The following is a 26254-nucleotide window of genomic DNA, read 5'->3' on the forward strand; positions in this document are numbered from 1 at the left end:
TCAGGCCGGCTTGCGCGCCACCAGCTTCACCTGCAAATCGCAGCCCACGGCCGCAGCGTATTTCTTCAGCGTGGTCAGCGAGGGCGCATGGCGGCCGGCTGCTTCCAGCCGCGACACGGCGCTCTTGGTCGTGCCCATGCGCTCGGCCACCGCATCCTGTGTCAGGCCGGCCTTGGCGCGCGCCTTGAGCATCTGGCCGGCCAGCGCGTATTCGAGCTCCAGCGCGTCATAGGCCTCGGTGAACCCGGCGCGCTTCTTCGCCTTGGCCAGCAGGGTCGCGTGGTCGTGCGGAACGGGCGTGTACTTCAGGTCAGCCATGCTGCACCTCCTTGAGGCGCTTACGCGCAAGTTTCAAATCACTGTCGGGCGTCTGCCGCGATTTCTTGATGAAGGCATGCAGTACGACGACGCGCTTGCCCACAAGGAAGCAGTAGAACGCCCGGCCTATGCCCTCGCGTCCACGCGGCCGGAGCTCGACCAAGCCGTCCCCGAAGGCGCGCGAGTGCGGCAAGCGCAGGCTGGGGCCATGTCCCATCAGAAGTTCGGCGAGTCGGGCGTCGTCGGCGAGTACATCCACGGGCCAGGACTCGATCTCGGCGAGCACCCGGGCGTGGAAGTAGCCGATCTCGAACGCCATGCGGCAATGTTAGCGGATTTGCTAACTCACCGCCCCCGCCTCTGCCACAACGGCCTCTTCCCCTTCAGCTGCCGCTCGATGCCGTCGTTGAGCCGCCCACGCAGGTCGACCACCGCATCCACGTAACCAAACACGCCGGGAAAGCGCAGGTCCAGCCACAGCCACAGCGTGCAGATGCGCAGCGCCTGTTCCATGCGGTCCAGGCGGCCGTGCTGGTCGTACTCGTCCAGGAAGTGAGGCTCGCCAGCCTTGCCCGTGCGGGCGTGGTTGGTGGCCCAGCTCGCGTACTGCTCCACCAGCATCGGCAGCCGCGAGTCCACCGGCGCCTGGGCGTAGCGGAAGCGCTCCTGCAGCGGCAGCGCCGCCGCGTTGCGGTCCAGCATCTCGGCCAGCTCCAGCATCTGCTCCAGCTCGGCCACCGCGAAATGGGCGTCGTCCAGGCGCAGCTGCTGCATGAAGATGCTCAGCACCGCGTGGAGCTTGTTCACGCCCATGCGCTGCGAAATGGTCTGCACATGGCGCCAGTTGGGTGCCACCGGGCACTTGAAGTCGCGCGGCGCACGCGGCTCCTTGGGCAGCAGCTGGCGCAGCGACTTCATCGCGTCGGCCTCGGCCTCCTTCAGCACCGACACGAAGCCCTCGTCGTGCATGCCATAGCGACCCGCGCGGCCGGCGATCTGGTGCACTTCGCTGACCGACAGCTCACGGTCGCCGACGCCGTCGAACTTCTCCAGCGTCGAGAACAGCACGCGGCGGATCGGCAGGTTCAGGCCCATGCCGATGGCGTCCGTCGCGACCAGCACGTCACTGGCGCCGACGGCGAAGCGCTCGGCCTCGCGGCGGCGCACCTCGGGCGGCAGCGCGCCGTAGATGACGCTGACCGAATGGCCGTCCTGCGCGATCTGGTCGCGCAGCATCAGCACGTCGCGGCGGCTGAAGGCCACCACGGCGTCGCCGGCCTGCAGGTGCGTCATGGGCACAGGCGCGGGCATCAGCTGCACCTGCTGCTTGCGCTCGAACAGGCGGCGCTCGGGCTTCTCGCCGCAGAGCTGCAGCAGCCGCTCGATGGCCGGCGCGGCATAGGCCGACGCGATGATGATGAGCTCGCGCGCCGGCACGCCGACGATGGCCTGGGTCCAGGCCCAGCCGCGCGAGTCGTCGAAGATCATCTGCGCCTCGTCGATGACGGCCACGTCGATGACGTCGCGCGTGTTGACCATCTCGATGGTGCTGCTGACCACGCGCGCGTTCGCCGCCGGCACGTTCTCCTCGCCGGTCAGCAGCGAGCAGGGCACGCCGCGGCCCACCAGCCGGTCGCGCCCTTCCAGCGCCAGCAGGCGCAGCGGCGCCAGATAGGCGCCGTCCAGCGCCTGGGCCAGCCGCTCGAAGGCCGAGTAGGTCTTGCCGCTGTTGGGCGGGCCGAGGTAGAGCGTGACCTTGCGGCCCAGCTTGCGTGCGGCGTCGAAGCTGTCCGGGTAGCCCTGGAAGGCCAGCTCGCGGCCCAGGCTGGTCAGCGCGTCCTGCTCCTCGACCTGCTGCTCCCAGCGGTCCTGGGCGCGGGTCAGCGCGGCCTTCAGGTCGTCGAAGGGCATGGGCACACCGCATTCGGCCTGCAGGCGCGGCAGCAGGGACGCAAGCTGGCTGGCATGCCCCATCGCCTCGCTGCGCGCGATGAGGTGGTTCAGGTGCAGGGCCAGCTCGGCCTTGAACGAATACTCGGGCGCCTGGCCCAGCGTATGCCGCAGCGCGGCCGCGTCGCCGTCGCGGAAGAAGGCCCAGACGGGCTCCTCCGGCACCGGCACGCGGTGCGACAGGTCGATGCGCCAGCCCTCGTGGGCGAGCACGACCGGGTGGATGCACAGCCGCGTGAACACCAGGCCCTCGCGGCGCAGGCCGAGCGATTCGAGCTGGTGCAGGCGCTGCTGCAGCTGCGGGCGCAGCGTGTTGGTCTGCGGCGTGGCCTGCAGCTGGGCCAGCGCCACGGCGATGTGCGCCGGCAGGATCCAGCGGCTCGGCCGTGCGCCGCCGGCGGCCTTGGAGATCTGGATGGCGCCCAGGCGTTCCAGCGCGTCCTCGCTGCCGTCATCGAGGTCGGCCGGCGTCAACACCTGCGGCAGCGCATGCGCCGCCTGGCGGATGCGGGCCCAGTCCTCGGGCGCGAGGCCGGCGGGCAGTCGGGCGGCGTGGCGGGGCTGGGGGAGGGGAAAGGCCGGCGGTGCGGGCCTGGATTCGGAGGACGAGGACTTCACGGCGGAAGTGGAACACAGGCTAGCGTTCCAGCGCCCGCGCGCGCTTGCGGCGGTACATCGCCTCGTCGGCCTTGTGCACCAGCACACCGGGCGACTCCCCATCCTCGGGAAAGAGGGCGCAGCCGATGCTGGCCGACACGGCCATCACATGGCCGGCCAGCACGCAGGGCGTGCCGAGCGCCCGGCCGATCTTGGTGCCCATCTGCACGGCGTCCTCGGGCAGCGTGGCCGAGGCGAGGATGACGAACTCGTCGCCGCCGATGCGGCACACCGTGTCGCTGTCGCGCACGCTGGCGAGCAGCACCCGGGCCACATGCTGCAGCAGCAGGTCGCCCGCGGCATGGCCGAACTCGTCGTTGACCTGCTTGAAGTCGTCGACGTCGAGAAAGTAGACGGCCAGCCGCTTGCCGTGGCGGCGCGCCAGCGACAGGTCGTGGGCGAGCCGGTCCCACAGCACCTCGCGGTTGCGCAGCCCGGTCAGCGGGTCGGTCTGCGCCGCCTGAACGGCCTGCTGCAGCGCGGCATTGACGCTCACGGACTCCTGGCTCATCCGGTGGTTCTGGGCCAGCAGGCGCTCGTTCTCCAGGCGCGCATCGTGAGCGGTGGCGAGGCCCTGCGCGCTGCGGGCCTGCAGAATGGCGGCCTCGAGGGTGCGCAGCGTCGCCTCGGCCGCGGCAATCTTGCGGCGCAGCAGGAACAGCCGCCGCTCCTCGCCGTGGTGGTCCGCCCGCAGGTTCACGAGGGCAGCTCCTGCGCGCTGCGCCGCGCCGTTGGCGCCGCGGATGGCCGGCCGGCGCCGGTCAGCGTCAGGATGATGTCCGGGTACCAGGCCGCGTTCAGGCCCAGCGATTCATCGGCCCTCAGGTCGCGGTTGCCCATGTCGAAGCGCGAGGCGTGGATGCCCACCAGCAGCCAGGGCAGCGGCGCGCGGCCCGGCGCGCGCATCACCACGGGTGCGCCGCTGATGCCGCGGTGAGTGCGCGCGTCGGTCAGGAACCAGCCCATGCCCTGGAAGCGCCAGCCATAGGGCGAGGCGACCGCACCCTGGCGGACCACGGGCAGGTGGTGCAGCCCGTCATGGAAGCCCAGCGGGAAGCCCGGGATCAGTACCGGGGTGCCGATCGGCACCGTGTCGCCCGGCCCCGGCAGGCTGTCGGCCGTGAAGGCCGCGAGCGCCACCGTGGGCGGCAGCGCGCCGGCCTCGATGGCCAGCACCGCGACGTCGATGCCGCCGCCGTCATCCTCGCCCTGCCGCCATTCCGCCAGGCCATCGCGGTAGAGCAGCACGGACAGGGTGCTGGACTCGGCGAGGTTGTGCGCATCGGCATGCAGCTCGATCTCGATGCGGTCGGGGTGGTGGCCGCTTTCCTCGTCGATGAAGACGTGGCGGCTGCTGACCAGATAGAGCCGCTCGCCGCGGCGGAAGAAGAAGCCGCTGGCCCCCGTCAGGCCCTTGCTGCCCGAGAAGGTCGCAAGCCGCACGGTGGCCAGCAGCAGGGGGTCGACGGCAGTCATGGCCGGCAGGCGCGTTCAGAGCGCGGCGGTTCGCTGCGAGGCCAGGTGCTTGCAGAGGTTCTCGCCGGTCGTCGTCAGGCGCAGCGAGCCGCCATGCCATTCGAGCCAGTGCAGGGCCACATAGGCCTCGATATCGTCCTCGGCGATGTCGGCTGCGCGCCTGCGCCTGAGCAGGTCCACGGTGGCGGGCAGCTCGTCGCGAAGGGCGTCGCGTCGTGCGGGGGCGAGGGGTGGGGCGACGGCGTTCATCATCAGGATCTCCAGGGAAGCAGGGCGGGCGAATGCCCGCCGGTGCGGACGTGCAGGATGCGTGCCACCGCAGTGGCCGTTGCCGGCGATGACGGGAGCCTTCGTGGGGAAGGGCGCGGGGATCGGCCGGGACGGCGAGCGATGGCAGCGTGGCGTGGACCGGCTCGACAGGGGTTTCGAGAAGGTCCGGGGTTGGGGCTCGCCGCTTGAAGGAGGTTGACGACCGCTACAGGCCGGCGGGAGCCGGCGAGCCTGGGGGCGCGAGGGAGGAATGCGCCGGCGTCCAGCCACCGATGTCGCGCCGTTGAGCAGATACGCGACGGGAAGGCTCATTCTAGGCTTGGGGGCCTTGCGAGGCTGAGGTGTTTCGGAAGTCTCAAGAGGCGGGAGGCGCGCCGCTCGGCGCCTGCCTACACTCGCAGCATGCATCTCAGCATTGCCCAGGCCCGTGACGCGCTTGCCGCGCTCTGCCGCCGCCATCACATCGAGCGGCTGGAGGTCTTCGGCTCGGCGGCGCGGGGCGATGATTTCAAGCCGCAGAGCGACGCCGATCTGCTCGTGTCCTTCGAGCCCGGGTACCGCGTGGGTCTGGACGAGTGGGATGCCGCGCGGCGCGACTTCGAGGCCCTGCTGGGCCGCCGGGTCGATCTCGTTCAGGCCGGCGCCGTACGCAACCCCTTCGTGCTGCGCCAGATCGAGCGGGAGCGCGAGCTGCTTTATGCAGCGTGATCCGCGCGCCTTCTTGTGGGATGCCCTGAGCGCCGCTGAGGCGATCCGGGGCTTTGTGCAGGGACGCGATGCCCGGCAATACGCTGCCGATGAATTGCTCCATTCGGCCGTGGAGCGCAAGTTCGAAATCATCGGCGAAGCGTTGGGGCAACTGGCCAAGCTCGATGCTGGCTTGGCCGCTCAAGTCCCGCGCCTGGGCCAGATCGTCGCCTTCCGCAACCTGCTGATTCACGGCTATGCGGTCGTGAACCATGAAACGGTATGGAACGTGGTTCAGGATGCGTTGCCGGAACTCGTTGTCATGTTGCGCCGCTTGCTTGGCGAGGGCGATGGCACCTGAGTCAAGGACCGCTTCGGCCTCAGTGTTTGGTTGACAAGAGTGCCATGCACCTTGTGCTGGCATGACGCTCGGCGACGTCCAGGGCGGTTTCGTCAAATATGCGTTTCAGATCTGGATCGGCGCGGCGCGAAAGCAGCAGCTCGGCGATTTCCAGATGATCGTCCTCGACGGCGATATGAAGCGCGGTTTCAGAAAGGTCAGCCTGTTCGTTGACGGATGCTCCGGCGTCAAGGATGAGTTTCACGATCTCGACGTTTGCGCCGCGAACGGCCTGATGCAGCGTCGGGTCGTGCTGACCTTCGAGCCATAACGACGCACCAGCTTCCAGGAGGGTCTGCACAAGATCCAGATAGCCAAGCGAACAAGCGTCCGAAAGCGGCGTCGAACCCACCTCGTTGACGGTGTCCACCGCGGCGCCTCGACGCATCAATTCGCGAACCGCCTCGACCTGGTTTTCCACGCATAGATAGTGCAGCGCCGTTTCACCCAGGCTGGTCCGCGCGGCCACCACGCCTGGGTCAGCCACCAGCAGCGCAACACCTTCCGACAGGGAGGAGAAAAAGGCTTGGATCAACTGCACGACGCGTTCGTCATTCATGCCTGCCTTCCTCACAACGGCTTCGGCCTCGTCCCCTCCGACGGATTCGCAATCCATGCCTTCAGCTCCGCCGCCCTCGCATGCTTGGGCGCCAGCTCCAGGAAGGTCTTGTAGGCCGCCATCGCCTTGCCTTCGTCGCCGGCCTGCAGCCGCGCGTCGCCCAAATTGAGCCAGGCCAGTGCGCGGCTGCCGTCCATCTCGACGGCCTTCTCGAACCACGCTGACGCGTCCGCAAACTTGCCACGGCGGTAGAGCACGAAGCCGAGGTTGTTGGCCGCCAGCGCGAACTTCGGCACCAGCTGCAGCGCCTCCTTGAACGCGGCCTCGGCCTCGTCGTAGCGGCGCTCGCGGTAGAGCTGCAGGCCGCGGTCGTTGGCGCGCTGGGCGGCGACGCGGGCACCGGGGTCGACGCGCGCCGTCGTCGCGGCCAGGGCCTGGTCCTTGCCGTCCAGGCCCTTGATGGTGACCTGCACGGCGCTGGCCGCGCCTGACGCGGCGGCCGCGGGCTGGCGGCCGGCGCTGCTGGCCTCGTCCACCTTCAGCGCGAGCCGGCTGGCCTTGTCGTCCAGCTGGGCCACGGCGCCGCTGAGGGCCGGCTCGGCCGAGGCCGGCAGCTCGAAGACGAACTCGCCGCCCTCGCTGCCCGGCAGGCTGCCGAAGGCGGGCGTCTGGTGGGCGATGGCCGACACGGCGGGGGCCACATAGGCGGCCAGCTCGGTGGCGGTGATGAGGCCGTCGCCGTTCAGGTCGGCCTTGCCGCTCAGCGCCTGCAGCAGCGTCCACGTGAACACCGAGTGGCCGCCGGGGCCGTCGTCGGCCACTTGTTGATCGGCACCGCCGGCGGTCATCATCTGGCGGCCGATGCGGCGCGCATTGGTGCGGGCGAAGTTGCTGTCCGCCGCCGGCGTGCCGCCACGGGTCAGGCCCAGGCCCGAGTAGCAGGCGTCGATGACGAAGAGGGCATGCTTGGCGGGAAGAGCCTCGGCCACCTCCTGCAGCTGCGGCATCGCGATCGCGTCGGCCTGCAGGTCGTTCAGGCCGGCGTCCACCGGCACGATATAGCCCACCTCGCGGCCGCTGGGCAGCTTGCGGGTGCTGCCGTGGCCGGCGAAGAAGACGAACACGCGGTCGTCGCGTTTCACGCGCTTCACGTCGCCGAAGCGCTCGTTCAGCGCCTTCAGGATGTTGGCGCGCGTGGCGTCGGCATCGGTCAGCAGCGTGACGTTGTCGGCCTTGAAGCCGAAGCGCGTGACCAGGGACTCGCGCACCGACTGGGCGTCGCGCACCGCGTGCGAAAGCCTGGGCCAGGCCGTGTATTGGTCGATGCCGATGATCAGCGCATGGCTGTCGCGGTAGAGCTCGCCGGGCGCGGGCGGCGGCGCGGCGACGGCCTTGTCGGTGGAGACGACGAACTGCCCGTTCTGGTAGCTCGCAAAGCGCCAGCCTTCGGCGGCGAGTTGGTCCAGCACCAGCGGCAGGGCCTGCACGGTGCGGGCGTGGATGTCGTGGAAGAGCACGATGCCGCGCTGCTGCTTGTCCAGCTCGCCGAGCACGCGCGCGGCGATGCTCTTGGGGATGGGGTCGCTCCAGTCCAGCGAGTCCACGTTCCACATCATCGAGCGCAGCTTCAGTGCCTCGATGGTGGAGAGGGCCCCATCGTTGCGCGCGCCATAGGGAAAGCGGAACAGCGCGTCGCCGTTGCGGCCCGCTGCGTCCAGCAGCGCCTCCGTGTTGGCGGCCTCCTCCTTCACCTTGGGCAGCTCGAACTTACTCATCAGCCCGTGGGTGAAGCTGTGGTTGGCGATCTGGTGGCCGGCGGCCAGCACCCGCTTGGCCACGGCGCTGCCGTTGCCCGGCTGCACCTGGCCGTCGGCGCCGACCTTGCCGAGGTTCTGGCCCAGCTCGAAGAAAACGGCTGGCGCCTGGTAGCGCTTCAGGATGTCGAGGATCTCGTCGGTGTAGCGCGGATGCGGGCCGTCGTCGAAGCTCAGCAGCACGGTCTTGGGAGGCAGCTTGTCGCCGAAGACCTCGCGGTCCTTGGCCGCCACGCCGCGCATGGCGCCGGAGGCCGCTGATGCCGGCGGCTCCGGCGCCAGGTCGGCGGCCGCGGGCAGCTGGGCGCCGTGCTGCTTCATCACCGCCTCGCGCGTGTGCAGGGCCTTCAGCTTGGCGACATAGTCGGTCCACTTCTCGCGCTTGAGCTCGATGCCGCGCTTCGCGAAGCCGCCGAACACTTCCTTGAGCTCCTGCTCGTAGGCCTTCTCGACCTCGGCCAGCGTGTCCAGGTCGTCCTGGGCGCGGCGCGCGAGCTTGATGGCGTCCAGCGTCTGCGCGCTCTTCAGCCCCGTGGCGAGTTGGTCCAGCACCTCTTTGAAGGCCAGGCGGTCGGCGTCGAACCAGACCGGCTCGCTCTCGATGCGCGCCAGCAGTGCCGTCGTGGCCTCCAGCGCCCCGGGCTTGAGCGCGGCGTCGGCCAGGGCCTGCTGGCGCTGCAGCAGCTCGTGGAAGAGCTGCTGGCCCAGGGCCTGCACCTCGCGGCGCTGCACGGGCGGCAGCGCGGCCTCGCCGTCCATCAGCACGACGATCTGGCGGTGCAGGGCCAGCAGGCCGTCGGCCTGCTCGCGCAGCCGGGCCGTGGCGCTGCCGTCCTGCGGGGCGGAGGCGGCGGGCAGCGCGGCGGGGACGTTGTTGACGCGCTGGCAGGCGCTCAGCGCGAGGGCGGCGGTCAGCAGCAGGGCGAGGGGAGCGAGACGCTGAACAGTCATGAGGTATCAGAGGAGCGGCAGAAGCGGCGGCGCGATTGTCTGTCCGCCCGCAGAATGCGCGCTCCGGTCAGATTCCCATCACGGTTCAGCAATGCCATGATTCCAGCCCCTGTCAGAGAGGAAATCCTGCAGCGCATCCGGCGTGCGGAGAGCGAGCACGATGTGATGGTCTTGCTGGCAGTCGAGTCCGGCAGTCGGGCCTGGGGCTTCGAGTCGCCGAACAGCGACTACGACGCCCGCTTCATCTACGTGCACCGCCGCGATTGGTACCTGTCCGTTGGCCTGGAGGAAAAGCGGGACGTCATCGAGTACCCCATCGTCGACGACATCGACCTGAATGGCTGGGACCTGCGCAAGGCGCTGCGCCTTTTCTGGAAGTCCAACCCGGCCTTCATCGAATGGGTGCAATCGCCCATCGTTTATGCCGAGAACGGCGACTTTGCCGCGCGAGTGCGGGCGTTGATGCCCACCGTGTATTCCTGCGTTAGCGGCGTGCACCACTACCGCAGCATGGCCAAGACCAACTATCGCGGCTACCTGCGTGGCGACGAGGTGCCGCTGAAGAAGTACTTCTATGTGCTGCGGCCACTGCTGTCCGTACGTTGGCTGGAGCGCTATCAAACGGCTGCGCCTATAGAGTTCGCGAAGCTGCTGCACCTCGTTGATGACCAGCCCGCGCTGCTGACGGACATCCACGAGTTGCTGGCACGCAAGCGAGCAGCGCCAGAGCTCGGGCTCTCAGCGCCGGTGCACAGCATCAACGACTTCATCGAGACCGAGTTGGAGCGGTTGGAACAGATCCAACCGAATGCCTCGCCGCGAGGCGAGGTGCTCGCGGCGCTGGACGCGGTGTTTCGCAATAGCCTGGAAGCGGACTGGGCGACGTGACCTGACGGCGCAGTGGCCAGGCTCCGTTCTGCGTTGGTGGTTGCATGTGTTTAATGATTCGAGTATTCTGGAAATATGGATGAACAAGCCGTCGTCAAAGCCCTTGCCGCGCTGGCCCAGCCGGTGCGGCTCAAGGTCTTCCGTGCCCTCGTCGTCACCGGGCAGGCCGGCCTCACGCCGGGCACGATGGCCGAGGGCCTGGACATCCCGGCCAACACGCTGTCCTTCCACCTGAAGGAGCTCGTGAACGCCGGCCTGGTGACGCAGGAGCGCGCGAGCCGCAACCTCGTCTACCGCGCGGCCTACGAGCGCATGAATGCGCTGCTGGGCTATCTGACCGAGAACTGCTGCCAGGGCGCCGGCTGCGCCGTGCCCAGGCCTTCCTGCTGCTGAAGCCGAACAAGGAGTTCCCATGAAGCGTTTCCATGTGCATGCCCATGTCGAGGATCTGCAGGCCAGCGTGGCCTTCTACGCCAAGCTTTTCGGCGTGCCGCCGACGCGGCTGGAGGCCGACTACGCGAAATGGATGCTGGACGACCCGCGCATCAACTTCGCGATCTCCTCTCGCGGCGGCAAGCCGGGCGTGGACCACCTCGGCATCCAGGCCGACACCGCCGAGGAACTGGCCGAGCTCAAGGCCCGCGCGCAGGCGGCGGATGCGCCGCTGCTTGACGAAGGCGCCACCACCTGCTGCTACGCGCAAAGCGACAAGCACTGGGTGACCGACCCGCAAGGCATCGCCTGGGAGCACTTCCAGACGCTGGCCGACATCCCCACCTTCAGCGCCAGCCAGGCCGCCGCACCGCAGGCAGCCTCGGCCTGCTGTCCGGCGACGTCGCGGGGCAAGCCCGTGGCCATCCCCGTCAAGTCCAACCCCGGCCCCAGCTGCTGCTGACCCATGACCGTCCACGTCCTCATTCTCTGCACCCACAACTCCGCCCGCAGCGTGCTGGCGGAGGGCATGCTCAACCACTGGGCCAAGAAGCTCGGCCGCGATGTGCGCGCCCACAGCGCCGGCAGCGCGCCCAGCGGCCGCATCAACCCGTTCGCGCTCGAGGCCCTGCACCGGGCCGGCGTCGACACCACGGGCTATCGCAGCAAGAGCTGGGACGAGTTCACGACGCCGGACGCGCCGCCGCTGTCCGTCGTCATCACCGTCTGCGACAGCGCCGCGGCCGAGCAGTGCCCGGTCTTTTTCGGCGGCCATGGCGGTGGTGGCGGCCAGCCCGTCAAGGCCCATTGGGGCTACCCCGACCCGTCCAACGCCGAGGGCGGCGACGAAGGCAAGCGCCGTGCCTTCGAGCTGACGCGCCAGGCCATCGGCTATCGCATGCTGCAGCTGCTGCATCTGCCGCTGGCCACGCTGAACCGGCCCGCGCTGCAGCAGCGTCTCGCCGAGATCGTGGCGTCGTGACGGCGGGCCTGCCCCGCCGCCTGTTCGCCGAATGCCTCGGCACGGCCCTGCTGCTGGCCGTCGTCATCGGTTCCGGCGTGATGGCCGAGCGCCTGGCGGGCGGCAACGTCGCCCTCGCGCTGCTGGCCAACACCTTGGCCACGGTCGGTGGCCTGTATGTGCTGATCGAGGTCTTCGGGCCGGTCAGCGGTGCCCATTTCAACCCCGCGGTGTCGCTGGCCATGGCGCTGCGCGGCGAACTGGCCGTGGCTGCGCTGGCGGCCTATGTCGCGGCCCAGCTGCTGGGCGCGGTGCTGGGTGCCTGGCTGGCCCATGCGATGTTCGACATGAGCCTGCTGCAGTTCTCCACCAAGCTGCGCGGCGGCGTGGGGCAGTGGGTCGCCGAGGCGGTGGCCACCTGCGGCCTGCTGCTGGTCATCCTGCGCGCGCCGCCGGCGCGCGTGGCGCCCATGGTGGCCGCCTATATCGGCGCGGCCTACTGGTTCACGGCGTCCACGTCCTTCGCCAACCCGGCCGCCGCCTTCGGCCGCATGTTCAGCGACAGCTTTGCCGGCATCGCGCCGGCCAGCGTGCCGGGCTTCGTCGTGGCCGAGCTGGCCGGCGCGGCGCTGGCCCTGCTGGTACACCGAAGCCTTGGGGCAGACTCCCGCGATGACTGACATCACGATCTTCCACAACCCCCGCTGCGGCACGTCGCGCAATGTGCTGGCGCTGGTCCGCCATGCCGGCTTCGAGCCGCGCGTCGTCGACTACCTGAGCACGCCGCCCGGCCGCGACGAGATCCGCGCGCTGGCCGTTGCCGCCGGTGTGCCGCTGCGTGCGCTGCTGCGCGAGAAGGAAGCGGCATTCGCCGAGCTGGGCCTGGGCGACGCGGGCCTCGGCGACGATGCGCTGCTGGACGCGATCGAGCGCCACCCCGTGCTGCTGAACCGCCCCATCGTCGTGACGCCGCTGGGCACGGCGCTGTGCCGGCCGTCCGAGGCGGTGCTGGAGCTGCTGCCCGTCGGCCCGCTGCCGCCGTTCACGAAGTCCGACGGCGAGGTCGTGCATGACCACGGCCGCCGCCGCGGCTGAGCCCCTGAGGGTGCCGCGAGCGGCTCGGCCAGCCTTGCTTTTCAGCCTGCCGAGCCCGCCACCGTCTGGAACAGGCCGATCGCCGTCTGTGCCGCCGGCGCCAGCGTGCGCCCGCGCAGCCAGAAGGCATGGGCGTCCACGAAGAGTTCGCCCAGCGTCTTCATCCCTCTGAGCGGCTGCAGGCCCAGGCTCTCGATGATGGGCAGGCCGCGCGGGAGTGCGGCGAGCAGGTCGCCGTCGGCGGCCAGCCGCGCCAGCGTGACGAGGTCGTCGCACTCGACGACGACCGGCAGCTCGGCCGGGCTCGCAAAGCCCAGCCCCTGGGCGACATAGGCCTGCAGCTGCGGCGATATCGACACCAGGCCCAGGCCGTAGCGGGCCAGGTCGGCGGGTGTCGCCCGGGCCGCGCCCAGCAGCGGATGGCCGGCGCGGGCATAGACGCCGCCGTGGATGCGGGCCACAGGCACGACCTCCAGCCCCCTCGTGTCGCTCAGCATGCGCGGGTCGCCGATGAAGAACTCGATGGCCTCGTCCTGCAGCTGCGCGAGCAGGCTGTCCACATTGCCGTAGCGCACGCGCGCGACGACGCCCGGCGCCTGCCGCCTGAGCTCGGCCAGCAGCGCCGGCACCAGCGTGGCGGCCGGCACCGGTCCGGCGCCGAAGACCAGCTCGCCCAGCAGGCCGCCGCGCAGCAGGGCTGCATCGCGTTCCAGGCAGTCGGCGTCGAAGACAAGGCGGCGGGCGCGTTCGACCAGCGTGCGGCCGGCCGGCGTCAGCACCGCGCCCTGCGGCCCGCGCTCGACGAGGCGCAGCCCCCAGTGGGCCTCCAGCGCCTGGATGCTGCGGCTGAACGCCGCCTGGCTCAGGTGCACGCGCTCCGCGGCGGCAACGAAGCGGCCGGCGTCGGCCAACGCGATCAGGTGGCTGAGCTGGCGCAGGTTCACTATGCAGTCGCTGCAATGGATGTCGACGAATTATGCGTTGGACGTATTGATCACCGGCCCCCATCCTTCAGGTCCAGGGCCCCGGGCGGGCAGAGGAGAGCGGGAAGTGGAGTTCGATTACGTCATCGTCGGCGGCGGTTCGGCCGGCTGCGTGCTGGCCGCGCGCCTCAGTGAGGACCCCGCCGTGTCCGTCTGCCTGCTGGAGAACGGCGGCCCGGACAGCAGCGTGCTCATCCACGCGCCGGCCGGCGTCGTCGCGATGGTGCCGACGCGCATCAACAACTACGCCTACCAGACCGTGCCGCAGCCGGGCCTGGGTGGGCGCCGCGGCTACCAGCCGCGCGGCAGGACGCTGGGCGGCAGCAGCAGCATCAACGCGATGCTCTATGTGCGCGGCCATCGCCACGACTACGACCACTGGGCCAGCCTCGGCAACGCCGGTTGGTCCCACGAAGACGTGCTGCCCTACTTCCGCCGCGCCGAGCACAACGAGCAGTTCGGCGCCGACCCCGCCCATGGCCGCGACGGCCCGCTGAACGTGTGCCTGCCACGCAGCCCCAGCCCCATCAACCGGGCCTTCCTGGCCGCCGCGGCGCTGCAGGGCCTGCCCAACATCGACGACTACAACGGCGCCGAGCAGTTCGGTTCCTTCGTCTACCAGGTCACCCAGGTCAACGGCGAGCGCTGCAGCGCGGCCAAGGCCTATCTGACGCCCAACCTGGGCCGGCCCAACCTGAAGGTCATCACCCACGCCAAGGCGACCCGGCTGCAGCTGGCCGACGGCCGCGCGGCCGGCGTGGACTGCCGCATCGGCGGCGCGGCCCGCAGCCTGCGCGCGCGCCGCGAGGTCATCGTCAGCGCCGGCGCCTTCGGTTCGCCGCAGCTGCTGATGCTGTCGGGCATCGGGCCGGGCGCCCACCTGCAGCGCATGGGCATCGCCGTGCAGCGCGACCTGCCCGGCGTCGGCCAGAACCTGCAGGACCACATCGACTATGTGCAGACCTGGCGCTGCAAGCCGAGCACGCCCACCTTTGGCATCTCGCTGCGCGGCGGCGTGCGGCTGGCGCGCGCGGTGGCCGAATGGCGGCAGCGGCGCACCGGCCTGCTGACCAGCAGCATCGCCGAGTCCGGCGCCTTCCTGCGCTCCGCGCCCGACGTCGCCGTGCCCGACCTGCAGCTCGTCTTCGTCCTCGGCATCGTCGACGACCATGCCCGCAAGCTGCACTGGGGCCACGGCATCTCCTGCCACGTCGACGTGCTGCGTCCGCACAGCCGCGGCACGGTCGAGCTGGCCGGGCCCGACCCGCTGGCCGCGCCGCGCATCGACCCGCGCTTCCTCAGCGACGCGCGCGACCTCGAACTGCTCGTCAAGGGCGCGCAACTGCAGCAGCGCCTCGTCGAGTCCCGCCCCTTCGACGGCGTCCGCGGCGACATGCTCTACCCGGTGCGCGCCGACGACGCGGCCGGCCTCGAGGCCGACATCCGCGCCCGTGCCGACACGCAATACCACCCGGTCGGCACCTGCCGCATGGGGCCGGACGCGATGGCCGTCGTCGACGACCGGCTGCGCGTGCAGGGCGTCGGCGGCCTGCGCGTCGTGGACGCCTCCGTCATGCCGACGCTGATCGGTGGCAACACCAATGCACCCACGATCATGATCGGCGAAAAGGCCGCCGACCTGATCCGCGCCGACGCCCGGCGCTGAAGACCCAGGAGACGACCCCATGAAGACGATGACGACCGCAGTCCTTGCATCCCTGGCGCTGGCAGGCTGCAGCCGCGAAACCGCCGCCCCGGCCGGCGAAGCCACCGCCACGACGGTGCAGGCGAACGCGCAGTTCGCGAAGACGCTGCCACTGGCCGACGCCCAGGGCTTCGAGGACGCCCAGCGCGGCCTCGTCGCCCGCCCCACGGGAAAGATCCTCGCGGCCGACGGCAGCGTCATCACCGACTTCGACGCCTTCCACTTCGTCGCCGGCGACGCGCCGCCCACGGTCAATCCCAGCCTCTGGCGCCATGCCAAGCTCAATGCCCAGGCCGGCCTGTTCAAGGTCGTCGATGGCGTCTACCAGCTGCGCGGCTTCGACCTCGGCAACATGACCCTGATCGAGGGCAGGACGGGCTGGATCGTCGTCGACGCGCTGACCTGCCGCGAGACCGCCGCCGCGGCCCTCGCCTTCGCGCGCCGGCAGCTGGGCGACAAGCCGGTCACGGCGCTGCTGTTCTCGCACAGCCATATCGACCACTTCGGCGGCGCCCTCGGCGTGCTCACGCCCGAGCAGGTGCGCGGCGGCGTGCCCGTCGTCGCCTCGGCCGGCTTCATGGAAGAGGCCACCAGCGAGAACGTGCTGGTGGGCACCGCGATGGGCCGGCGCTCCTACTACCAGTTCGGCAAGAACCTCGAGCGCTCGGCCAGGGGCATGGTCGACACCGGCCTGGGCAAGGGCGTGGGCTACGGCAGCTTCGGCGTGCTGGCGCCCACCGACCTCATCACGCAGCCCACCGAGGAGCGCGTGCTGGACGGCGTGCGCTTCGTCTTCCACAACGTCCCCGGCGCCGAGGCACCGGCCGAGATGACGTTCTCGGTGCCGGCGCTCAAGCTCTACGGCGGCGCCGAGAACCTCGCCCAGACCATGCATAACCTGCTGCCCGTGCGCGGCGCCAAGGTGCGCGACGCGCTGCGCTGGGCCGGCTATATGCAGCAGGCGCTGGACCAGCTCGGCGACGCCGAGGTCTACGTCGGCCAGCACAACTGGCCCATCTGGGGCCACGAGCGCATCGCCGAGTTCATCACCAAGCACCGTGACGTCTACAAATACACCCACGACCAGACCGTGCGCCTCATCAACGCCGGCCTGACGCCCAATGAGATCGCCGACCAGATCAGGCTGCCGGCCTCGCTGCAGGGCTATTTCGGCACGCGCGGCTATTACGGCGACCTGCGCCACAACGTCAAGGCCGTCTACCAGTTCTACCTGGGGGCCTACGACGGCAACCCGGCCCACCTCGACCCGCTGCCGCCGGTGGAGATGGCCAGGCGCTATGTCGCGCTGGCCGGCGGCGCCGACAAGGCCGTGGCCGCCGCGCAGCAGGCCTTCGACCAGGGCGACTACCGCTGGGCCGTCGAGCTGCTGAACCATGTCGTCTTCGCCGACGCCGGCAATCGGGCCGCGCGCGAGCTGCTGGCGCGCAGCTACGACCAGCTCGGCTACGCGGCCGAGGCCGCCACCTGGCGCAACAGCTATCTCACCGCGGCGGCCGAGCTGCGCGGCGGCGCGCCCAAGCAGGGCACCAGCCGCGCCGCCTTCCTCGACATGCTGGTGCAGACCCCCATCGAGCGCTTCCTCGAAGCCATGGCCGCCGGCCTCGACGGCCCGGCCGCCGAGGGCAAGGACTTCAAGATCAACCTCGTGCTGACCGACACCAAGGAGTCCTATGCGCTGTGGATTGAGAACGCCGTGCTGCACTTCCGTCGCGCCGAACCGGCCGCCGATGCGAACGCGACGATGACGCTGACCAAGACCTTCTTCGTGCGCATGATGGCCGGCACGGCCGGTGCCAAGGACATGCTGACGTCGGACGAGATCAAGGTGACGGGCAGCCGGATCGACCTGCTGCGCTTCCTCGGCCTGATGGACAAGGCGCCGGGGACCTTCCCCATCGTCACTCGCTGAGCGCGGACACAAACAACGGTCCGGTGGACCGTTTGTGCCTCGCGAAGGCCGGGGCCACTGGCCCCGGCATGTCCTCGGTCGCGCCCCATGCCCGCCGCCTGGCAGGGCGGCGGTCCTTCGTCACGCGTCGGACAGCGCGCAGGCGCTGTCCTCGGCCGCGACTCAGTCCAGCGGCCAGGGCATGGCCGGGGGCAGCTGGCGCGGGTCCTCGGTTTCGGCCGCCGGCCTGGCTGGCCTGGCGGGCTTGGCCCGCCGGTGCGCCGGCACGTCCGCCGCGCGCCACCAGGGCTTGGCCGGCTCGCCGTGCGCCGGCTCCACGGCCTCGCCCAGCCTCGGCATCAGCAGCTGCGCGCCCTGCTTCGGGCCCAGCTCCAGCAGCGTCTCGGCCGGCTGGTCCCAGTCGTGCAGGGCCAGGCTGAAGGTGCCCCAGTGCACCGGCAGGAAGGCGCCGCCGCCGAGGTGCTGCAGCGCCTTCAGTGCGTTCTCGGGCCCGAGGTGGATGTCGCCCCAGGACGGGTGGAAGGCGCCCACCTCCAGCATCACGAGGTCGAAGCCGCCGAAGCGCTCGCGGATGGCCGCGTACTCGCTGGTCAGGCCGGTGTCGCCGCTGAAGAAGACGCGGTGCCGCGGCGTCTCGATGACGAGGGAAGACCACAGCGTCGCATTGCGGTCGCCCAGCGAGCGGCCCGAGAAATGCTGCGACGGCGTGGCGTGGATGCGCAGCTCGGCTGCGGGGTGCTGCCAGTGCTCCCACCAGTCCAGCTCGACGATGCGCTCCGGCGGCACGCCCCAGGCCTGCAGATGGGCGCCCACGCCCAGCGAGGTGATGAAGGGCACGCCCTGCAGCTTGACCAGCTCGCGGATGGTGCCGTGGTCCAGGTGGTCGTAGTGGTCGTGCGAGATGATGACGGCGTCCAGCGCCGGCAGCTGCTTCAACGCCAGCGGCACGGGCTGGAAGCGCTTGGGGCCGGCCAGCTGCGACGGTGAGGCACGCTTGCCCCAGACCGGGTCGGTCAGCACGCGCAGGCCGTCGATTTCGATCAGCACGGTGGAGTGGCCCAGCCAGGTCGCGCGCAGGCCGCTGCCCGTGGGCTTGAGCCAGGCGTCCAGCGGGTTGACCGAGGGCAGCGGGCCCTGCGGCGTGCGCCGGCCCTCGGCGCAGAGGAAGTCGCCCAGCGACGGCCGCTCGGTGCTGTCGCGCAGGCCGGGCTGGATGGGATGCACGTTGCGGAAGCCCTCGCCCGCCTCGCTCTTCAGGTAGCGGGGCGAGTCCCGCATGCGTTCGAGGCGGAGGCCGGAGGCGCGTTTGCCGAGAGATTTCATCGGGCGTAGGGGGCGCGTCGGGCCCCCGGGAAGCGGGCAGCAGCCGGACGTGGAGGTGGTGGCAGCCGTTTCAAGGCCGGGCTGCCTACACTGCCTTCCCCGTCCGACGGAGCACACATGATGCCCAAGACCGCCAAGTTCCGCCTGCCCGGCCTGCTGGCCCTCGCGCTTTTGCCGCTGGCCGCCGCCGCGGCCGATTTCCAGGTGCTGCAGCGCTACACCCTCGGCGGCGAAGGCGGCTGGGACTACCTCAGCTATGACGCGCCCTCGCACCGCCTCTTCATCGCCCGCGGCCAGCATGTGCAGGTGGTGGACCCGCGCACCGGCGGCGTCGTCGGCGACATCCCCGACACGCCCGGCGTGCATGGCATCGCGCTGGCGCCGGAGCTGGACAAGGGCTTCACCAGCAATGGCCGCGACAACTCGGTCAGTGTCTTCACCGCCAGCAGCCTGAAGACGACGGCGAAGATCGCCACGCCCAAGGGCGAGAACCCGGACTTCATCGCCTACGACGAGGGGACGAAGCAGGTGCTCGCCTTCAACGGCCGCAGCCACGACGCCAGCGTCATCGACGCGGTGGGCGACAAGCTCGTCGCCACCATCGCGCTGGCCGGCAAGCCGGAGGCGGCCGTGGTCGACGGGCGCGGCCGGATGTTCATCGACATCGAGGACACGAACCAGCTCCAGGCCATCGACCTGAAGACCCGCGCCGTCGTCGCGACCTGGCCGCTGCCCGGTTGCGACGAGCCCGCCGGCCTGGCGATGGACCGCGCGGCCCGCCGGCTCTTCGTCGGCTGCCACAACAAGGCGCTGCTGGTCGTCAACGCCGACACCGGCAAGACCGTCGCCCAGCTGCCCATCGGCGAGGGCGTGGACGCCAACGGCTTCGACGCGGAGCGCGGCCTCGTCTTCAGCTCGCAGGGCGACGGCACGCTGTCCGTCATCCAGGCCGCGGCGGCCGACCGCTACACGCCCCGGCAGACCGTCGCCACGGCGCGTGGCGCCCGCACGATGGCGCTCGACGCGGCGCAGCACCGGGTCTACCTCGTCACCGCCGAGTTCGACGAGCAGCCCGCCGCGCCGGGCCAGACGCGCCCGCGCCGCACGATGAAGCCCGGCTCGTTCACGCTGCTGGTGGTGGGCGAGAAGTAGCCGCCCGGTCGTTGCCCTAAGGTGCCTTGTGCGCGGGGGCGCGGCGCATCGAGCGCAGCAGCGCGAGCGCCTGGCTGGTGGGCTCGTCCGCCTCGCCGTTGGCGAGGATGGTGAAGCTCACGCGCAGCTCGCCCTCGGCGACGGCGCCCTGCGTGAGATGCCTGAAGCCGCCCGGCTCGGGCGTGCGGTCGGTGGCGGAGAAGTAGTAGCCGTGCCGGCCCGTCGCCGCCAGATCGCTGAGCTTGAGCTCGGCCTCGACGGCGCGCGGCCGGGCCCGGTCGGCCGCGCCCTGCACCAGGGCCCGGATGTCGTTGGCCGTCGGGGTCTGGGCTGGGGCGACCGGCCAGATGGGCGTGACCAGGACCTGCAGCGCCGCGGCATCGGCGCCCGTGATCTCCACGGTGGGCGGCAGCTCCGGGCGCGGGCGGCGGATCTGCGCATGCCAGCCCTCGGGCAGGTCCATGACCAGGTCGTCGCGACCCGGCAGGGGCACGCGCAGCTCGGCGGCCAGGGCCGGCAGGGCGAGGCTCAGCGCGAGCAGCGAGGCGGCGGCGGACTTGAACATGGGTGGCTTGCCTTCTGGGTGTGAAAGCGGCCGATGTTGCCTGATGGCGCGCGGCTGCCGTGCAGCCTGTCACGGGCCGGCATCTTGAAACGCGGCGGTGCGGGGGCATCTGTGTGCCTGAAGACCTCGCACAGCCACCACCATGTCCTCCGTCGTCCGGCTCACCGTTCCCACCGAACTGCTGCCCTTCGTCCGCCTCGCGCAACTGCTGCAGGCGCTCGACGGCCAGGGCGCGGCGGCCGACGCTCACCAGTACCGGCTGCTGGTGCAGAAGATCGGTGCCGAGCTGCAGGCCCACCAGGGCCATGAGGCCCTGACGCTGCTGCTGGACCACTTCCCGGCCAGCGCCGAGATCTACGAGAACCTGCAATACGCCCACGCCGGGCTGTGCCGGGCGCCGCTGGAGGCGTCGCTCAGCTCGGAGCTGGCGGCGCGGGACTTGCTGAGCCGCGTGCGCAAAGCCTAGGCGGTCCGCAGCCCGATCTCGAACACCACGCCATCGCCCACATTGCGCCCCGCGATGCTGCCCCCCATCTTGGCCAGATAGGTCTTGGCCACGAACAGGCCCTGCCCTCGCCTCACGCCGTCCTCGGGCTCGGCATCGCTGACGCCGTAGTCGAAGATGCGCGCGAGCTGGTCGTCGGCGATCTGCGGGCCCTGGTTGTGGATGTCGACCGTTGCGAGCTCGCCCTCGATGCGCAGCGTCAGCGTGATCGGCGTGCCGGGCAGGCGGTAGCGGTCGGCATTGCCAAGCACATGCGTGATCGCATCCTCCAGCGGGTATTCGTCGGCCTGCACCCAGACGGGCTCACCGGCCGGCGCATAGGCCACGTCGGCGATGCCGGCATAGGCCGCGTTCTCGGCCACGCCGCGCAGGAAGGCATCCAGGTCCAGCCGGCCCACGGCCAGCGTCGCGGCGGCCAGGGCCTCGCTGGGCGAGGCCTGGCCGTAGAGCACCTTGACGGCCTGCTGCATGCGTTGCACATAGCGCCGGCTCGGGTCGCCGTCGGCCGCGTGCAGCAGCATCAGCGACTGCAGCGGCGACATGATCTCGTGGCCCACCGCATGCCACTGGTCGTGCTCGCGCTCGGCGCGCAGCTGCTCGCGGCGCAGGCTGTCGCGCGCGTGCTGCAGCAGATCGGCGAGGCTGCCGGCCAGGATGCCGAGCTCGTCGCGCCCGCGCAGGTCGGCCACGTCCAGCGTGCCCAGCTCGAAGCGCTCGGGCGCCTGCAGCTGGTGGGACAGGGCGGCGGCGCGCTTCGTCAGCGTGGCCACGCGGCGGATCAGGCCGAGCTCGATGATGAGCCAGGCCAGCGCTATTGATCCCAGCATCGCGCCCACCGGCCAGGCCAGGCGCGCGGCGCTGGCGCTCAGGGAGCGGTCCAGGCCGAGCAGGTCGCCGGTCAGCGTGACGTCGAAGCGGCCGGCCGGCGTCGTCACGGTGTCGGTGGCCTGCAGCCTGCGCGGCGTGGCCGGCGCGGGCAGGTGCTGGATCAGCGCGGTCAGCCAGGGCGAGGGCGGCGTAGAGGTCTCGTCGGCGCCCTGCAGCAGCGCGACGACGTTGGCGCCGCGCGTGATCCTCAGCGTCTCGCCCGGCGCCAGCGTGCCGGACAGCCGCGCCAGCGTCAGCGGCGGCTGGGCGCCGGGCGTGGCGCTGTCGAACAGGGTCGCGCCGCCGGGCCCGAGCAGCGCCAGGCGCAGGCCGGTGCGGGCCAGGTCCGCGGGCGGCCACTGCGGCCCGCCGGGGCGGAACAGCGCCTCGCGGAAGGCCTCGACCGGCAGGCGCACGGAGATCGTCGTGCGGCGCACGCAGTCCGCCGCGCTGGTGGCAGCATTCAAGCAGGGTCCCTCGCGCCAGACCCAGCCGCGGAAGTCGCGCTGCGGGCGGGCCTTGCGCGGCAGCGTGGTGCTGTTGTCGGCCCCGTCGACGATGAAGCCGGGCAGCTGGCCGCGCTGCGCGTCCAGCGCCTCGACGGGTGCCAGCCAGTGCTGCTCGGCGCCATCGCGCCGCAGGGTGATGCGCAGGCGATGCAGGTCGGCCAGGTCCAGCGCGCCGTGCTCGCGCGGCACCAGCGGCGGCGCGTCCAGGCTGGCGACGAGGTAGGCGAAGCCGCCGGCATAGGCATTGCTGCCCACCGCCACGCACAGGCTGGCGCCGCCCGGGTATTGCAGCGCGCAGCCGGCCATGTCGACCGCGCGCTGGGCCTTGGTCGCGTCGTCGAAGTCGATGGCCGCGAAGGGCAGCACCAGCGGCGCAACCCAGCCGGCCTCCACCTGCGAGGGCTCCGGGTTCATCAGCGCCAGCTGGCCTGAAGGGTGGCGCAGCTGCGCGACGATCTCGGCCAGCGACTTCGCGAAGGTCTGCTCGTAGCGCTGCGCGTTGCGCTGGCGCTCCTCGTTCAACAGCGCCAGCGCCAGCGCCAGGGTGGCCAGCACCAGGGCGACGAAGACGAGGTGGAAGACGATGCGATTGCGAAAGGCCGCGACGCCGAGGCGCGGCATGTCGGGCAAGGGAAAGTCGACCCGGCCGAGCTTCATCCGCCGGACCAGCGAAAGCCCCGCATCGGGATGTTCTCGATGCCGTCGAACGTCGGGTCCACGTCGCGGAAGGCATCGCGGATCGTGGCCACGTGCTTGCGCACGTTGTCGCGGTTGCGGCCGCTCTTGACGACGTCGAACAGTTCTTCATAGCTGACCACCTCGCCCGTGCGCTCGTGCAGCGTCGCGAGGATGCGCTGCGCGGTGAGCGGCAGGTTGATGCGCTGGCCACGCCACATCGGCGTGCGCTGTTTCAGCGGGTCGAGCTGCAGGCTGTCGTCCGCGGGCCTGGGGGCAGCCGTCTTGGCCGGCTCCTTCAGGCGCGCGGTGCGCAGGATGTCGAGGAAGGTCTCGACGAACTCGGCCTCGTCGAAGGTCGTCTTTTGCAGGTAGTCCCAGGCGTCCAGCGCCTTCATGATGCTGCGGTAGATGGCCGCCGGCATGGCCGACACGACCAGCACCGGCGTGCCCAGGCCCTGTTTGTTGATCTCGTTGATCAGCGCCACGCCCGCATTGCGCTCGCGGCCCAGCTCGATGTCCAGCACGACGAGGTCGTAGCGCTCGCGCCGCAGCGCAGCCTCCGCCGAGTCGCGGTCGAAATGCTGGTCGACGACCAGCTCGGGGCGGGCGGCGCGAATCCAGCCGGCGAGCTGGGCGCTGGTGGTGGGGTCGTCTTCGATGACGGCGATGCGGGGCATGAGGGGATTATCTGGAGCGGGGGCGCAGTGGCGGTGGAAGGAATCTTCCGCCCCGACGGAAGACTCCCACCCCGCCTCCCCCTCGTCCCTTCCCGCATGACTGGGAACCATGGCTGCCATGCATCGCCAACAACAAGAAGCGATGCAGCCACCAAGGAGCCCACCATGCTGCAACGCCTCAAGACCCTCGCTGCCTCGATCCGCAATGCCTTCGGCCGTGGCGCCAGCCGCGGGCTCGACGCTGCGCCCGGCGCCGCGCGCTCGCTGCGCCGCGCCCTGCCCCCGCTGCTGATCCTGACGGCCGTGACCGGCGCGGGCTATGCCGTCGTGACTCACCCGCCCATCCAGGCCGTGCCGCGCGGCCAGGCCGCGCTGCGTACCAACCAGTTCAGCGGCGGCACCAGCGAGTTCCGCGAGGGCAGCTTCGTCCGCATCCCCGGTCTGCACGAGGTGCGCCTGTTCCCGCTGCGCGACCAGAGCTTCCATCCCGCCTCGCTGGCCAAGGCCGGCGGCCCGGCGCCGCTGCAGTCCATCGAAGGTCTGTCGCTGGGCCTGGACATGAATGTGCGCTGGGCCGTCGACACCACACGCCTGGCCGAGCTGGCGCGCAAGCTGCCCGACGACATCGAGGCCGACGTCATCACGCCGGCCGTGCAGGCCGTCGTCTACAAGCAGATCGCCAGGCACACGGTGCGCGAGATCTTCTCCAGCCAGCGCGCCGAGATCGCCGCGTCGCTGGAAGCCGAGCTGCGGGCGAAGCTGGCCGCCGATGGCATCGTGCTCAAGGGCGTGCAGATCGGCTCGGTGGACCTGCCGCCCGACTACCGCCGCGGCATGGACAGCCTGCTGGCCGACAGCCTGGCCAGCGAGCGCATGCGCTACACGTTGGAGATCGCCGACAAGAAGGTCAAGGAGACCGAGCTGCAGGCCGCCGCCGACAAGGTGCGCCGCGAGACCGCCGCCGAGGCCGCCGGCCGCGAGCAGATCATCGCCGCCAGGGCGCAGGAGGAGGCCATGAAGCATGTGCTGCCCTTCAAGCAGAAGCAGATCGAGCAGCGCGCGCTGGAAGCCCAGGCCGACAGCGCCGCGCGCATCCAGCAGGCCGAAGGCGCGGCCAAGGCGCGCCGCATCGAGATAGCCGCTGAATCCGAAGCACGCCAGAAGCTGGCCGATGCCGAGGCCTACCGGCTCGCGCAGGTGGGCAAGGCCAATGCCAGCCAGATGGCGACCGAAGGTGAGCTGCTGACCCGCCACCCGCTGCTGGTGCAGAAGGCCATGGCCGACAAGCTCTCGGACAAGGTGCAGGTCATCATCGCGCCGCCCGGCTCGGGCGGCTTCATCGGCAGTGCACTGCTGGCCGGCACGACGGTGCCCAAGGCCGCGCAGCAGGCCAACGGCACGGAGCAGGAGTAAGCCATCATGCGTCGCATTGCGCTGATCGTCCTGGCCGCCGCCGTTGCGGCCCTCGTCATCACGAAGGCGGATGCCGCACCGGCGGACTTCCCGCGCGCCGGCCTCGTCGTGCAGGACGCACCGCTGCGCGGCGCGCCGCGGGACACGGCCTCGCTGCAGGCCCAGATGGGCCGCGGCGAGGCGCTGGAGATCCGTGCCGAGCGCGGCGACCACTGGCAGGTCTGGGACTACCGCCGCGAGCGCGGCGGCTGGCTGCGCAAGGGCCAGGTGCTGGTCATGCCGCGCGGCGACGGCGCGACGGCCGAGCTGCTGGCCCAGCTGCGCCTGGCCCGCCAGCAATGGGGCACCGAAGGCCTGGGCCTCGGCCTGGCCGCCGCCTATGTGCAGGCCGCCACGCCGGCCGAACTGGCCGGCCCCGGCGGGGCCGAGGCGCTGGACGCGATGGGCACCTTCGCCGAGCGCATTGCCGACCGCGCCGCTTTGCCGAATGCCAAGCCCGCCGAGGGCCAGCTGGCCGCGCAGATCGACGTGGCCGCGCGCTATGGCCTGAAGTTCGAGCAGTTCGACGCCGAGGACGGTCGCGTGCAGGTCTGCTACGACGGCGAGGCCTTCCGCCGCGTGCTGGCCGTGGCCGCCACGCCAGAGCAGCGTGTGCGCGCAGCGCTCGCGCTGACCCGCCCCGACTGCCTGAACCCGCGCGCCACGCCGCGCGAGGCCGAGGCGCGCGACCAGTGGCGCCAGCAGGTGCTGGCCCAGGTCGACGCCGCCTCGCTGCCCCCGCACTGGAAGAACCGCCTGCAGATGCGCCGCGCAGCGGTCAGTGCAAGCCTGGCGTTCGCACAGCTGCGCCGCGGCGCGACCGGCGAGGCCGCGCCGGCCCTGGCCGAGTTCGCCGCCATCGTGCCGACCGAGCTGACCGAGGACGACCAGGCCGCCTATGCCGACGCCGCGATGCGCGTGAACGCCGCGCGCTGGCTGGGCACGAGCCTGGCGGCGCGCGACCTCGGCGCCGTGCAGCTCGTGCTGCAACCGGGCGCCGACGGCGAGCGCTGCGTCGAGCTGAAGGAAGGCCCCAAGCTGGCCGCGCGCCGCTGCAGCTTCGGTCAGGTCGCGCTCGCGTCCGCGTCGCTGAACCGCGAAGGCCGCGCACTGGCCCTGGCGGTGCAGCCGCTGGACGGCTGGCGCGAGCTGTGGCTGTTCGTCAAGGATCGCGACGGCTGGCGCATCGAGGTGATGCCGCCAGCGCCGGCCCAGCCGGGCCTGGGCGTGGCCGAGTTCGCCGGCTGGGTGCCGGGCGGCGCGCAGATGCTGCTGGCCCGCGAGTTCCGCGCCGAGGGCAGGTACCGCCGCAGCTTCGAGGTCGTGTCCCTCGCCACGCTGGCCACCGAGCGCCAGTCACCCGAGCCGGCCCTGCTCGGCGCCTTCCAGCGCTGGTCGGACCCCGCCTGGCGCGGCGGCTCGCCGATCCGCCGCTGAGGTGAGCCTGGGA

General features: G+C 71.1%; 27 protein-coding genes. 14 read left to right on the forward strand and 13 right to left on the reverse strand.

All coding sequences use genetic code 11. The features are described from left to right. From EV671_RS07815 to EV671_RS07840, 6 genes are read right to left on the reverse strand one after another with little or no spacing between them, the layout of a single operon-like run. Positions 1 to 318: a helix-turn-helix transcriptional regulator gene (locus EV671_RS07815; RefSeq protein ID WP_132570748.1), complete on the reverse strand. Its 318-nt coding sequence runs from the start codon at positions 316 to 318 to the stop codon at positions 1 to 3. Continuing rightward, positions 311 to 637: a type II toxin-antitoxin system RelE/ParE family toxin gene (locus EV671_RS07820; protein WP_132570749.1), complete on the reverse strand. Its 327-nt coding sequence runs from the start codon at positions 635 to 637 to the stop codon at positions 311 to 313. The genes EV671_RS07815 and EV671_RS07820 overlap by 8 nt, the downstream gene beginning before the upstream one ends. 26 nt (positions 638 to 663) lie before the next feature. Next, positions 664 to 2886, reverse strand: a complete 2223-nt coding sequence (locus EV671_RS07825; protein WP_243655635.1) for a helicase-related protein — start codon at positions 2884 to 2886, stop codon at positions 664 to 666. A 19-nt stretch (positions 2887 to 2905) separates the two neighbouring features. Further along, positions 2906 to 3625 carry a GGDEF domain-containing protein gene (locus tag EV671_RS07830; protein ID WP_132570751.1) on the reverse strand — a complete coding sequence of 240 codons (720 nt, stop codon included), beginning with the start codon at positions 3623 to 3625 and terminating at the stop codon, positions 2906 to 2908. Continuing rightward, positions 3622 to 4401, reverse strand: a complete 780-nt coding sequence (locus EV671_RS07835; protein WP_132570752.1) for a S1 family peptidase — start codon at positions 4399 to 4401, stop codon at positions 3622 to 3624. The genes EV671_RS07830 and EV671_RS07835 overlap by 4 nt, the downstream gene beginning before the upstream one ends. Before the next feature lie 15 nt (positions 4402 to 4416). Next, a complete protein-coding gene (locus tag EV671_RS07840) occupies positions 4417 to 4653 on the reverse strand; it encodes a hypothetical protein (RefSeq protein WP_243655636.1) in 237 nt (78 codons plus the stop codon). A 420-nt stretch (positions 4654 to 5073) separates the two neighbouring features. Here EV671_RS07840 and EV671_RS07845 point away from each other — a divergent pair, with 420 nt between their 5' ends. Continuing rightward, entirely contained in the window at positions 5074 to 5379 is a 306-nt protein-coding gene (locus EV671_RS07845) for a nucleotidyltransferase family protein (RefSeq protein ID WP_132570753.1), read from the forward strand. After that, entirely contained in the window at positions 5369 to 5719 is a 351-nt protein-coding gene (locus EV671_RS07850) for a HepT-like ribonuclease domain-containing protein (protein ID WP_132570754.1), read from the forward strand. Before EV671_RS07845 ends, EV671_RS07850 begins: the two co-directional genes overlap by 11 nt. A gap of 19 nt (positions 5720 to 5738) precedes the next feature. Here the strand turns inward: EV671_RS07850 and EV671_RS07855 are convergent, their stop codons facing one another. Together EV671_RS07855 and EV671_RS07860 are read right to left on the reverse strand one after the other, a co-directional pair. Beyond that, complete coding sequence (locus EV671_RS07855; protein ID WP_165917501.1) at positions 5739 to 6317, reverse strand: ankyrin repeat domain-containing protein; 579 nt, start codon at positions 6315 to 6317, stop codon at positions 5739 to 5741. A gap of 11 nt (positions 6318 to 6328) precedes the next feature. Beyond that, the gene (locus EV671_RS07860) at positions 6329 to 9082 is read right to left on the reverse strand and encodes a polysaccharide deacetylase family protein (protein WP_132570756.1); all 2754 of its coding nucleotides are present in this window, start codon (positions 9080 to 9082) and stop codon (positions 6329 to 6331) included. A 96-nt stretch (positions 9083 to 9178) separates the two neighbouring features. Here EV671_RS07860 and EV671_RS07865 point away from each other — a divergent pair, with 96 nt between their 5' ends. From EV671_RS07865 to arsC, 6 genes are all read left to right on the forward strand, one after another. After that, positions 9179 to 9970, forward strand: coding sequence for a nucleotidyltransferase domain-containing protein (locus EV671_RS07865; protein WP_132570757.1), 792 nt, complete (start codon positions 9179 to 9181; stop codon positions 9968 to 9970). A 75-nt stretch (positions 9971 to 10045) separates the two neighbouring features. Further along, complete coding sequence (locus tag EV671_RS07870; RefSeq protein ID WP_132570758.1) at positions 10046 to 10363, forward strand: ArsR/SmtB family transcription factor; 318 nt, start codon at positions 10046 to 10048, stop codon at positions 10361 to 10363. A gap of 19 nt (positions 10364 to 10382) precedes the next feature. Next, entirely contained in the window at positions 10383 to 10865 is a 483-nt protein-coding gene (locus EV671_RS07875) for an ArsI/CadI family heavy metal resistance metalloenzyme (protein WP_132570759.1), read from the forward strand. 3 nt (positions 10866 to 10868) lie between these two features. Continuing rightward, positions 10869 to 11384 carry an arsenate reductase ArsC gene (locus EV671_RS07880; RefSeq protein WP_132570760.1) on the forward strand — a complete coding sequence of 172 codons (516 nt, stop codon included), beginning with the start codon at positions 10869 to 10871 and terminating at the stop codon, positions 11382 to 11384. Further along, positions 11381 to 12043: an aquaporin gene (locus tag EV671_RS07885; protein ID WP_243655637.1), complete on the forward strand. Its 663-nt coding sequence runs from the start codon at positions 11381 to 11383 to the stop codon at positions 12041 to 12043. Before EV671_RS07880 ends, EV671_RS07885 begins: the two co-directional genes overlap by 4 nt. After that, entirely contained in the window at positions 12036 to 12458 is a 423-nt protein-coding gene (gene arsC / locus EV671_RS07890; protein WP_132570761.1) for an arsenate reductase (glutaredoxin), read from the forward strand. The genes EV671_RS07885 and arsC overlap by 8 nt, the downstream gene beginning before the upstream one ends. A gap of 41 nt (positions 12459 to 12499) precedes the next feature. Here arsC and EV671_RS07895 read toward each other — a convergent pair whose 3' ends face one another. Beyond that, entirely contained in the window at positions 12500 to 13402 is a 903-nt protein-coding gene (locus EV671_RS07895) for a LysR family transcriptional regulator (protein WP_132570762.1), read from the reverse strand. Positions 13403 to 13508: 106 nt separating this feature from the next. Between EV671_RS07895 and EV671_RS07900 the strand changes: the two genes are divergently transcribed. Together EV671_RS07900 and EV671_RS07905 are read left to right on the forward strand one after the other, a co-directional pair. Beyond that, positions 13509 to 15107, forward strand: a complete 1599-nt coding sequence (locus tag EV671_RS07900; protein WP_132570763.1) for a GMC family oxidoreductase — start codon at positions 13509 to 13511, stop codon at positions 15105 to 15107. A 19-nt stretch (positions 15108 to 15126) separates the two neighbouring features. Next, positions 15127 to 17076, forward strand: a complete 1950-nt coding sequence (locus EV671_RS07905; RefSeq protein WP_132570764.1) for an alkyl/aryl-sulfatase — start codon at positions 15127 to 15129, stop codon at positions 17074 to 17076. 162 nt (positions 17077 to 17238) lie between these two features. Here EV671_RS07905 and EV671_RS07910 read toward each other — a convergent pair whose 3' ends face one another. After that, positions 17239 to 18354 (reverse strand): MBL fold metallo-hydrolase, encoded by a 1116-nt coding sequence (locus EV671_RS07910; protein WP_243655638.1) that lies wholly within the window; start codon positions 18352 to 18354, stop codon positions 17239 to 17241. Between the two features lie 162 nt (positions 18355 to 18516). Here EV671_RS07910 and EV671_RS07915 point away from each other — a divergent pair, with 162 nt between their 5' ends. Further along, positions 18517 to 19551: a YncE family protein gene (locus tag EV671_RS07915; RefSeq protein WP_207911113.1), complete on the forward strand. Its 1035-nt coding sequence runs from the start codon at positions 18517 to 18519 to the stop codon at positions 19549 to 19551. 16 nt (positions 19552 to 19567) lie between these two features. Here the strand turns inward: EV671_RS07915 and EV671_RS07920 are convergent, their stop codons facing one another. After that, a complete protein-coding gene (locus EV671_RS07920) occupies positions 19568 to 20116 on the reverse strand; it encodes a hypothetical protein (RefSeq protein ID WP_132570766.1) in 549 nt (182 codons plus the stop codon). A gap of 142 nt (positions 20117 to 20258) precedes the next feature. Between EV671_RS07920 and EV671_RS07925 the strand changes: the two genes are divergently transcribed. After that, positions 20259 to 20582 (forward strand): hypothetical protein, encoded by a 324-nt coding sequence (locus EV671_RS07925; protein WP_132570767.1) that lies wholly within the window; start codon positions 20259 to 20261, stop codon positions 20580 to 20582. Here EV671_RS07925 and EV671_RS07930 read toward each other — a convergent pair. After that, positions 20579 to 22618: a sensor histidine kinase gene (locus EV671_RS07930; protein WP_132570768.1), complete on the reverse strand. Its 2040-nt coding sequence runs from the start codon at positions 22616 to 22618 to the stop codon at positions 20579 to 20581. The genes EV671_RS07925 and EV671_RS07930 overlap by 4 nt on opposite strands. 32 nt (positions 22619 to 22650) lie before the next feature. Continuing rightward, positions 22651 to 23352: a response regulator transcription factor gene (locus tag EV671_RS07935; RefSeq protein ID WP_132570769.1), complete on the reverse strand. Its 702-nt coding sequence runs from the start codon at positions 23350 to 23352 to the stop codon at positions 22651 to 22653. 165 nt (positions 23353 to 23517) lie between these two features. Between EV671_RS07935 and EV671_RS07940 the strand changes: the two genes are divergently transcribed. Together EV671_RS07940 and EV671_RS07945 are read left to right on the forward strand one after the other, a co-directional pair. Continuing rightward, positions 23518 to 24765, forward strand: a complete 1248-nt coding sequence (locus EV671_RS07940; RefSeq protein WP_132570770.1) for an SPFH domain-containing protein — start codon at positions 23518 to 23520, stop codon at positions 24763 to 24765. Positions 24766 to 24771: 6 nt separating this feature from the next. Further along, positions 24772 to 26241 carry a hypothetical protein gene (locus tag EV671_RS07945; protein WP_243655639.1) on the forward strand — a complete coding sequence of 490 codons (1470 nt, stop codon included), beginning with the start codon at positions 24772 to 24774 and terminating at the stop codon, positions 26239 to 26241. The last annotated feature ends 13 nt before the right edge of the window (positions 26242 to 26254 follow it).

The organism is Roseateles saccharophilus (assembly GCF_004342485.1).
Classification (GTDB): Bacteria; Pseudomonadota; Gammaproteobacteria; order Burkholderiales; family Burkholderiaceae_C; genus Pelomonas; species Pelomonas saccharophila.

Bases quoted from the DNA above. Each gene is read 5' to 3' on its own strand.
- EV671_RS07910 (WP_243655638.1), bottom strand. From the start codon at position 18,354: ATGCGGGACTCGCCCCGCTACCTGAAGAGCGAGGCGGGCGAGGGCTTC.
- EV671_RS07940 (WP_132570770.1), top strand. From the start codon at position 23,518: ATGCTGCAACGCCTCAAGACCCTCGCTGCCTCGATCCGCAATGCCTTC.
- EV671_RS07880 (WP_132570760.1), top strand. From the start codon at position 10,869: ATGACCGTCCACGTCCTCATTCTCTGCACCCACAACTCCGCCCGCAGC.
- EV671_RS07870 (WP_132570758.1), top strand. From the start codon at position 10,046: ATGGATGAACAAGCCGTCGTCAAAGCCCTTGCCGCGCTGGCCCAGCCG.
- EV671_RS07835 (WP_132570752.1), bottom strand. From the start codon at position 4,401: ATGACTGCCGTCGACCCCCTGCTGCTGGCCACCGTGCGGCTTGCGACC.
- EV671_RS07865 (WP_132570757.1), top strand. From the start codon at position 9,179: ATGATTCCAGCCCCTGTCAGAGAGGAAATCCTGCAGCGCATCCGGCGT.
- EV671_RS07845 (WP_132570753.1), top strand. From the start codon at position 5,074: ATGCATCTCAGCATTGCCCAGGCCCGTGACGCGCTTGCCGCGCTCTGC.
- EV671_RS07860 (WP_132570756.1), bottom strand. From the start codon at position 9,082: ATGACTGTTCAGCGTCTCGCTCCCCTCGCCCTGCTGCTGACCGCCGCC.
- EV671_RS07915 (WP_207911113.1), top strand. From the start codon at position 18,517: ATGATGCCCAAGACCGCCAAGTTCCGCCTGCCCGGCCTGCTGGCCCTC.
- EV671_RS07925 (WP_132570767.1), top strand. From the start codon at position 20,259: ATGTCCTCCGTCGTCCGGCTCACCGTTCCCACCGAACTGCTGCCCTTC.
- EV671_RS07905 (WP_132570764.1), top strand. From the start codon at position 15,127: ATGAAGACGATGACGACCGCAGTCCTTGCATCCCTGGCGCTGGCAGGC.
- arsC (WP_132570761.1), top strand. From the start codon at position 12,036: ATGACTGACATCACGATCTTCCACAACCCCCGCTGCGGCACGTCGCGC.
- EV671_RS07945 (WP_243655639.1), top strand. From the start codon at position 24,772: ATGCGTCGCATTGCGCTGATCGTCCTGGCCGCCGCCGTTGCGGCCCTC.
- EV671_RS07840 (WP_243655636.1), bottom strand. From the start codon at position 4,653: ATGATGAACGCCGTCGCCCCACCCCTCGCCCCCGCACGACGCGACGCC.
- EV671_RS07820 (WP_132570749.1), bottom strand. From the start codon at position 637: ATGGCGTTCGAGATCGGCTACTTCCACGCCCGGGTGCTCGCCGAGATC.
- EV671_RS07815 (WP_132570748.1), bottom strand. From the start codon at position 318: ATGGCTGACCTGAAGTACACGCCCGTTCCGCACGACCACGCGACCCTG.
- EV671_RS07850 (WP_132570754.1), top strand. From the start codon at position 5,369: ATGCAGCGTGATCCGCGCGCCTTCTTGTGGGATGCCCTGAGCGCCGCT.
- EV671_RS07935 (WP_132570769.1), bottom strand. From the start codon at position 23,352: ATGCCCCGCATCGCCGTCATCGAAGACGACCCCACCACCAGCGCCCAG.
- EV671_RS07920 (WP_132570766.1), bottom strand. From the start codon at position 20,116: ATGTTCAAGTCCGCCGCCGCCTCGCTGCTCGCGCTGAGCCTCGCCCTG.
- EV671_RS07875 (WP_132570759.1), top strand. From the start codon at position 10,383: ATGAAGCGTTTCCATGTGCATGCCCATGTCGAGGATCTGCAGGCCAGC.
- EV671_RS07930 (WP_132570768.1), bottom strand. From the start codon at position 22,618: ATGCCGCGCCTCGGCGTCGCGGCCTTTCGCAATCGCATCGTCTTCCAC.
- EV671_RS07855 (WP_165917501.1), bottom strand. From the start codon at position 6,317: ATGAATGACGAACGCGTCGTGCAGTTGATCCAAGCCTTTTTCTCCTCC.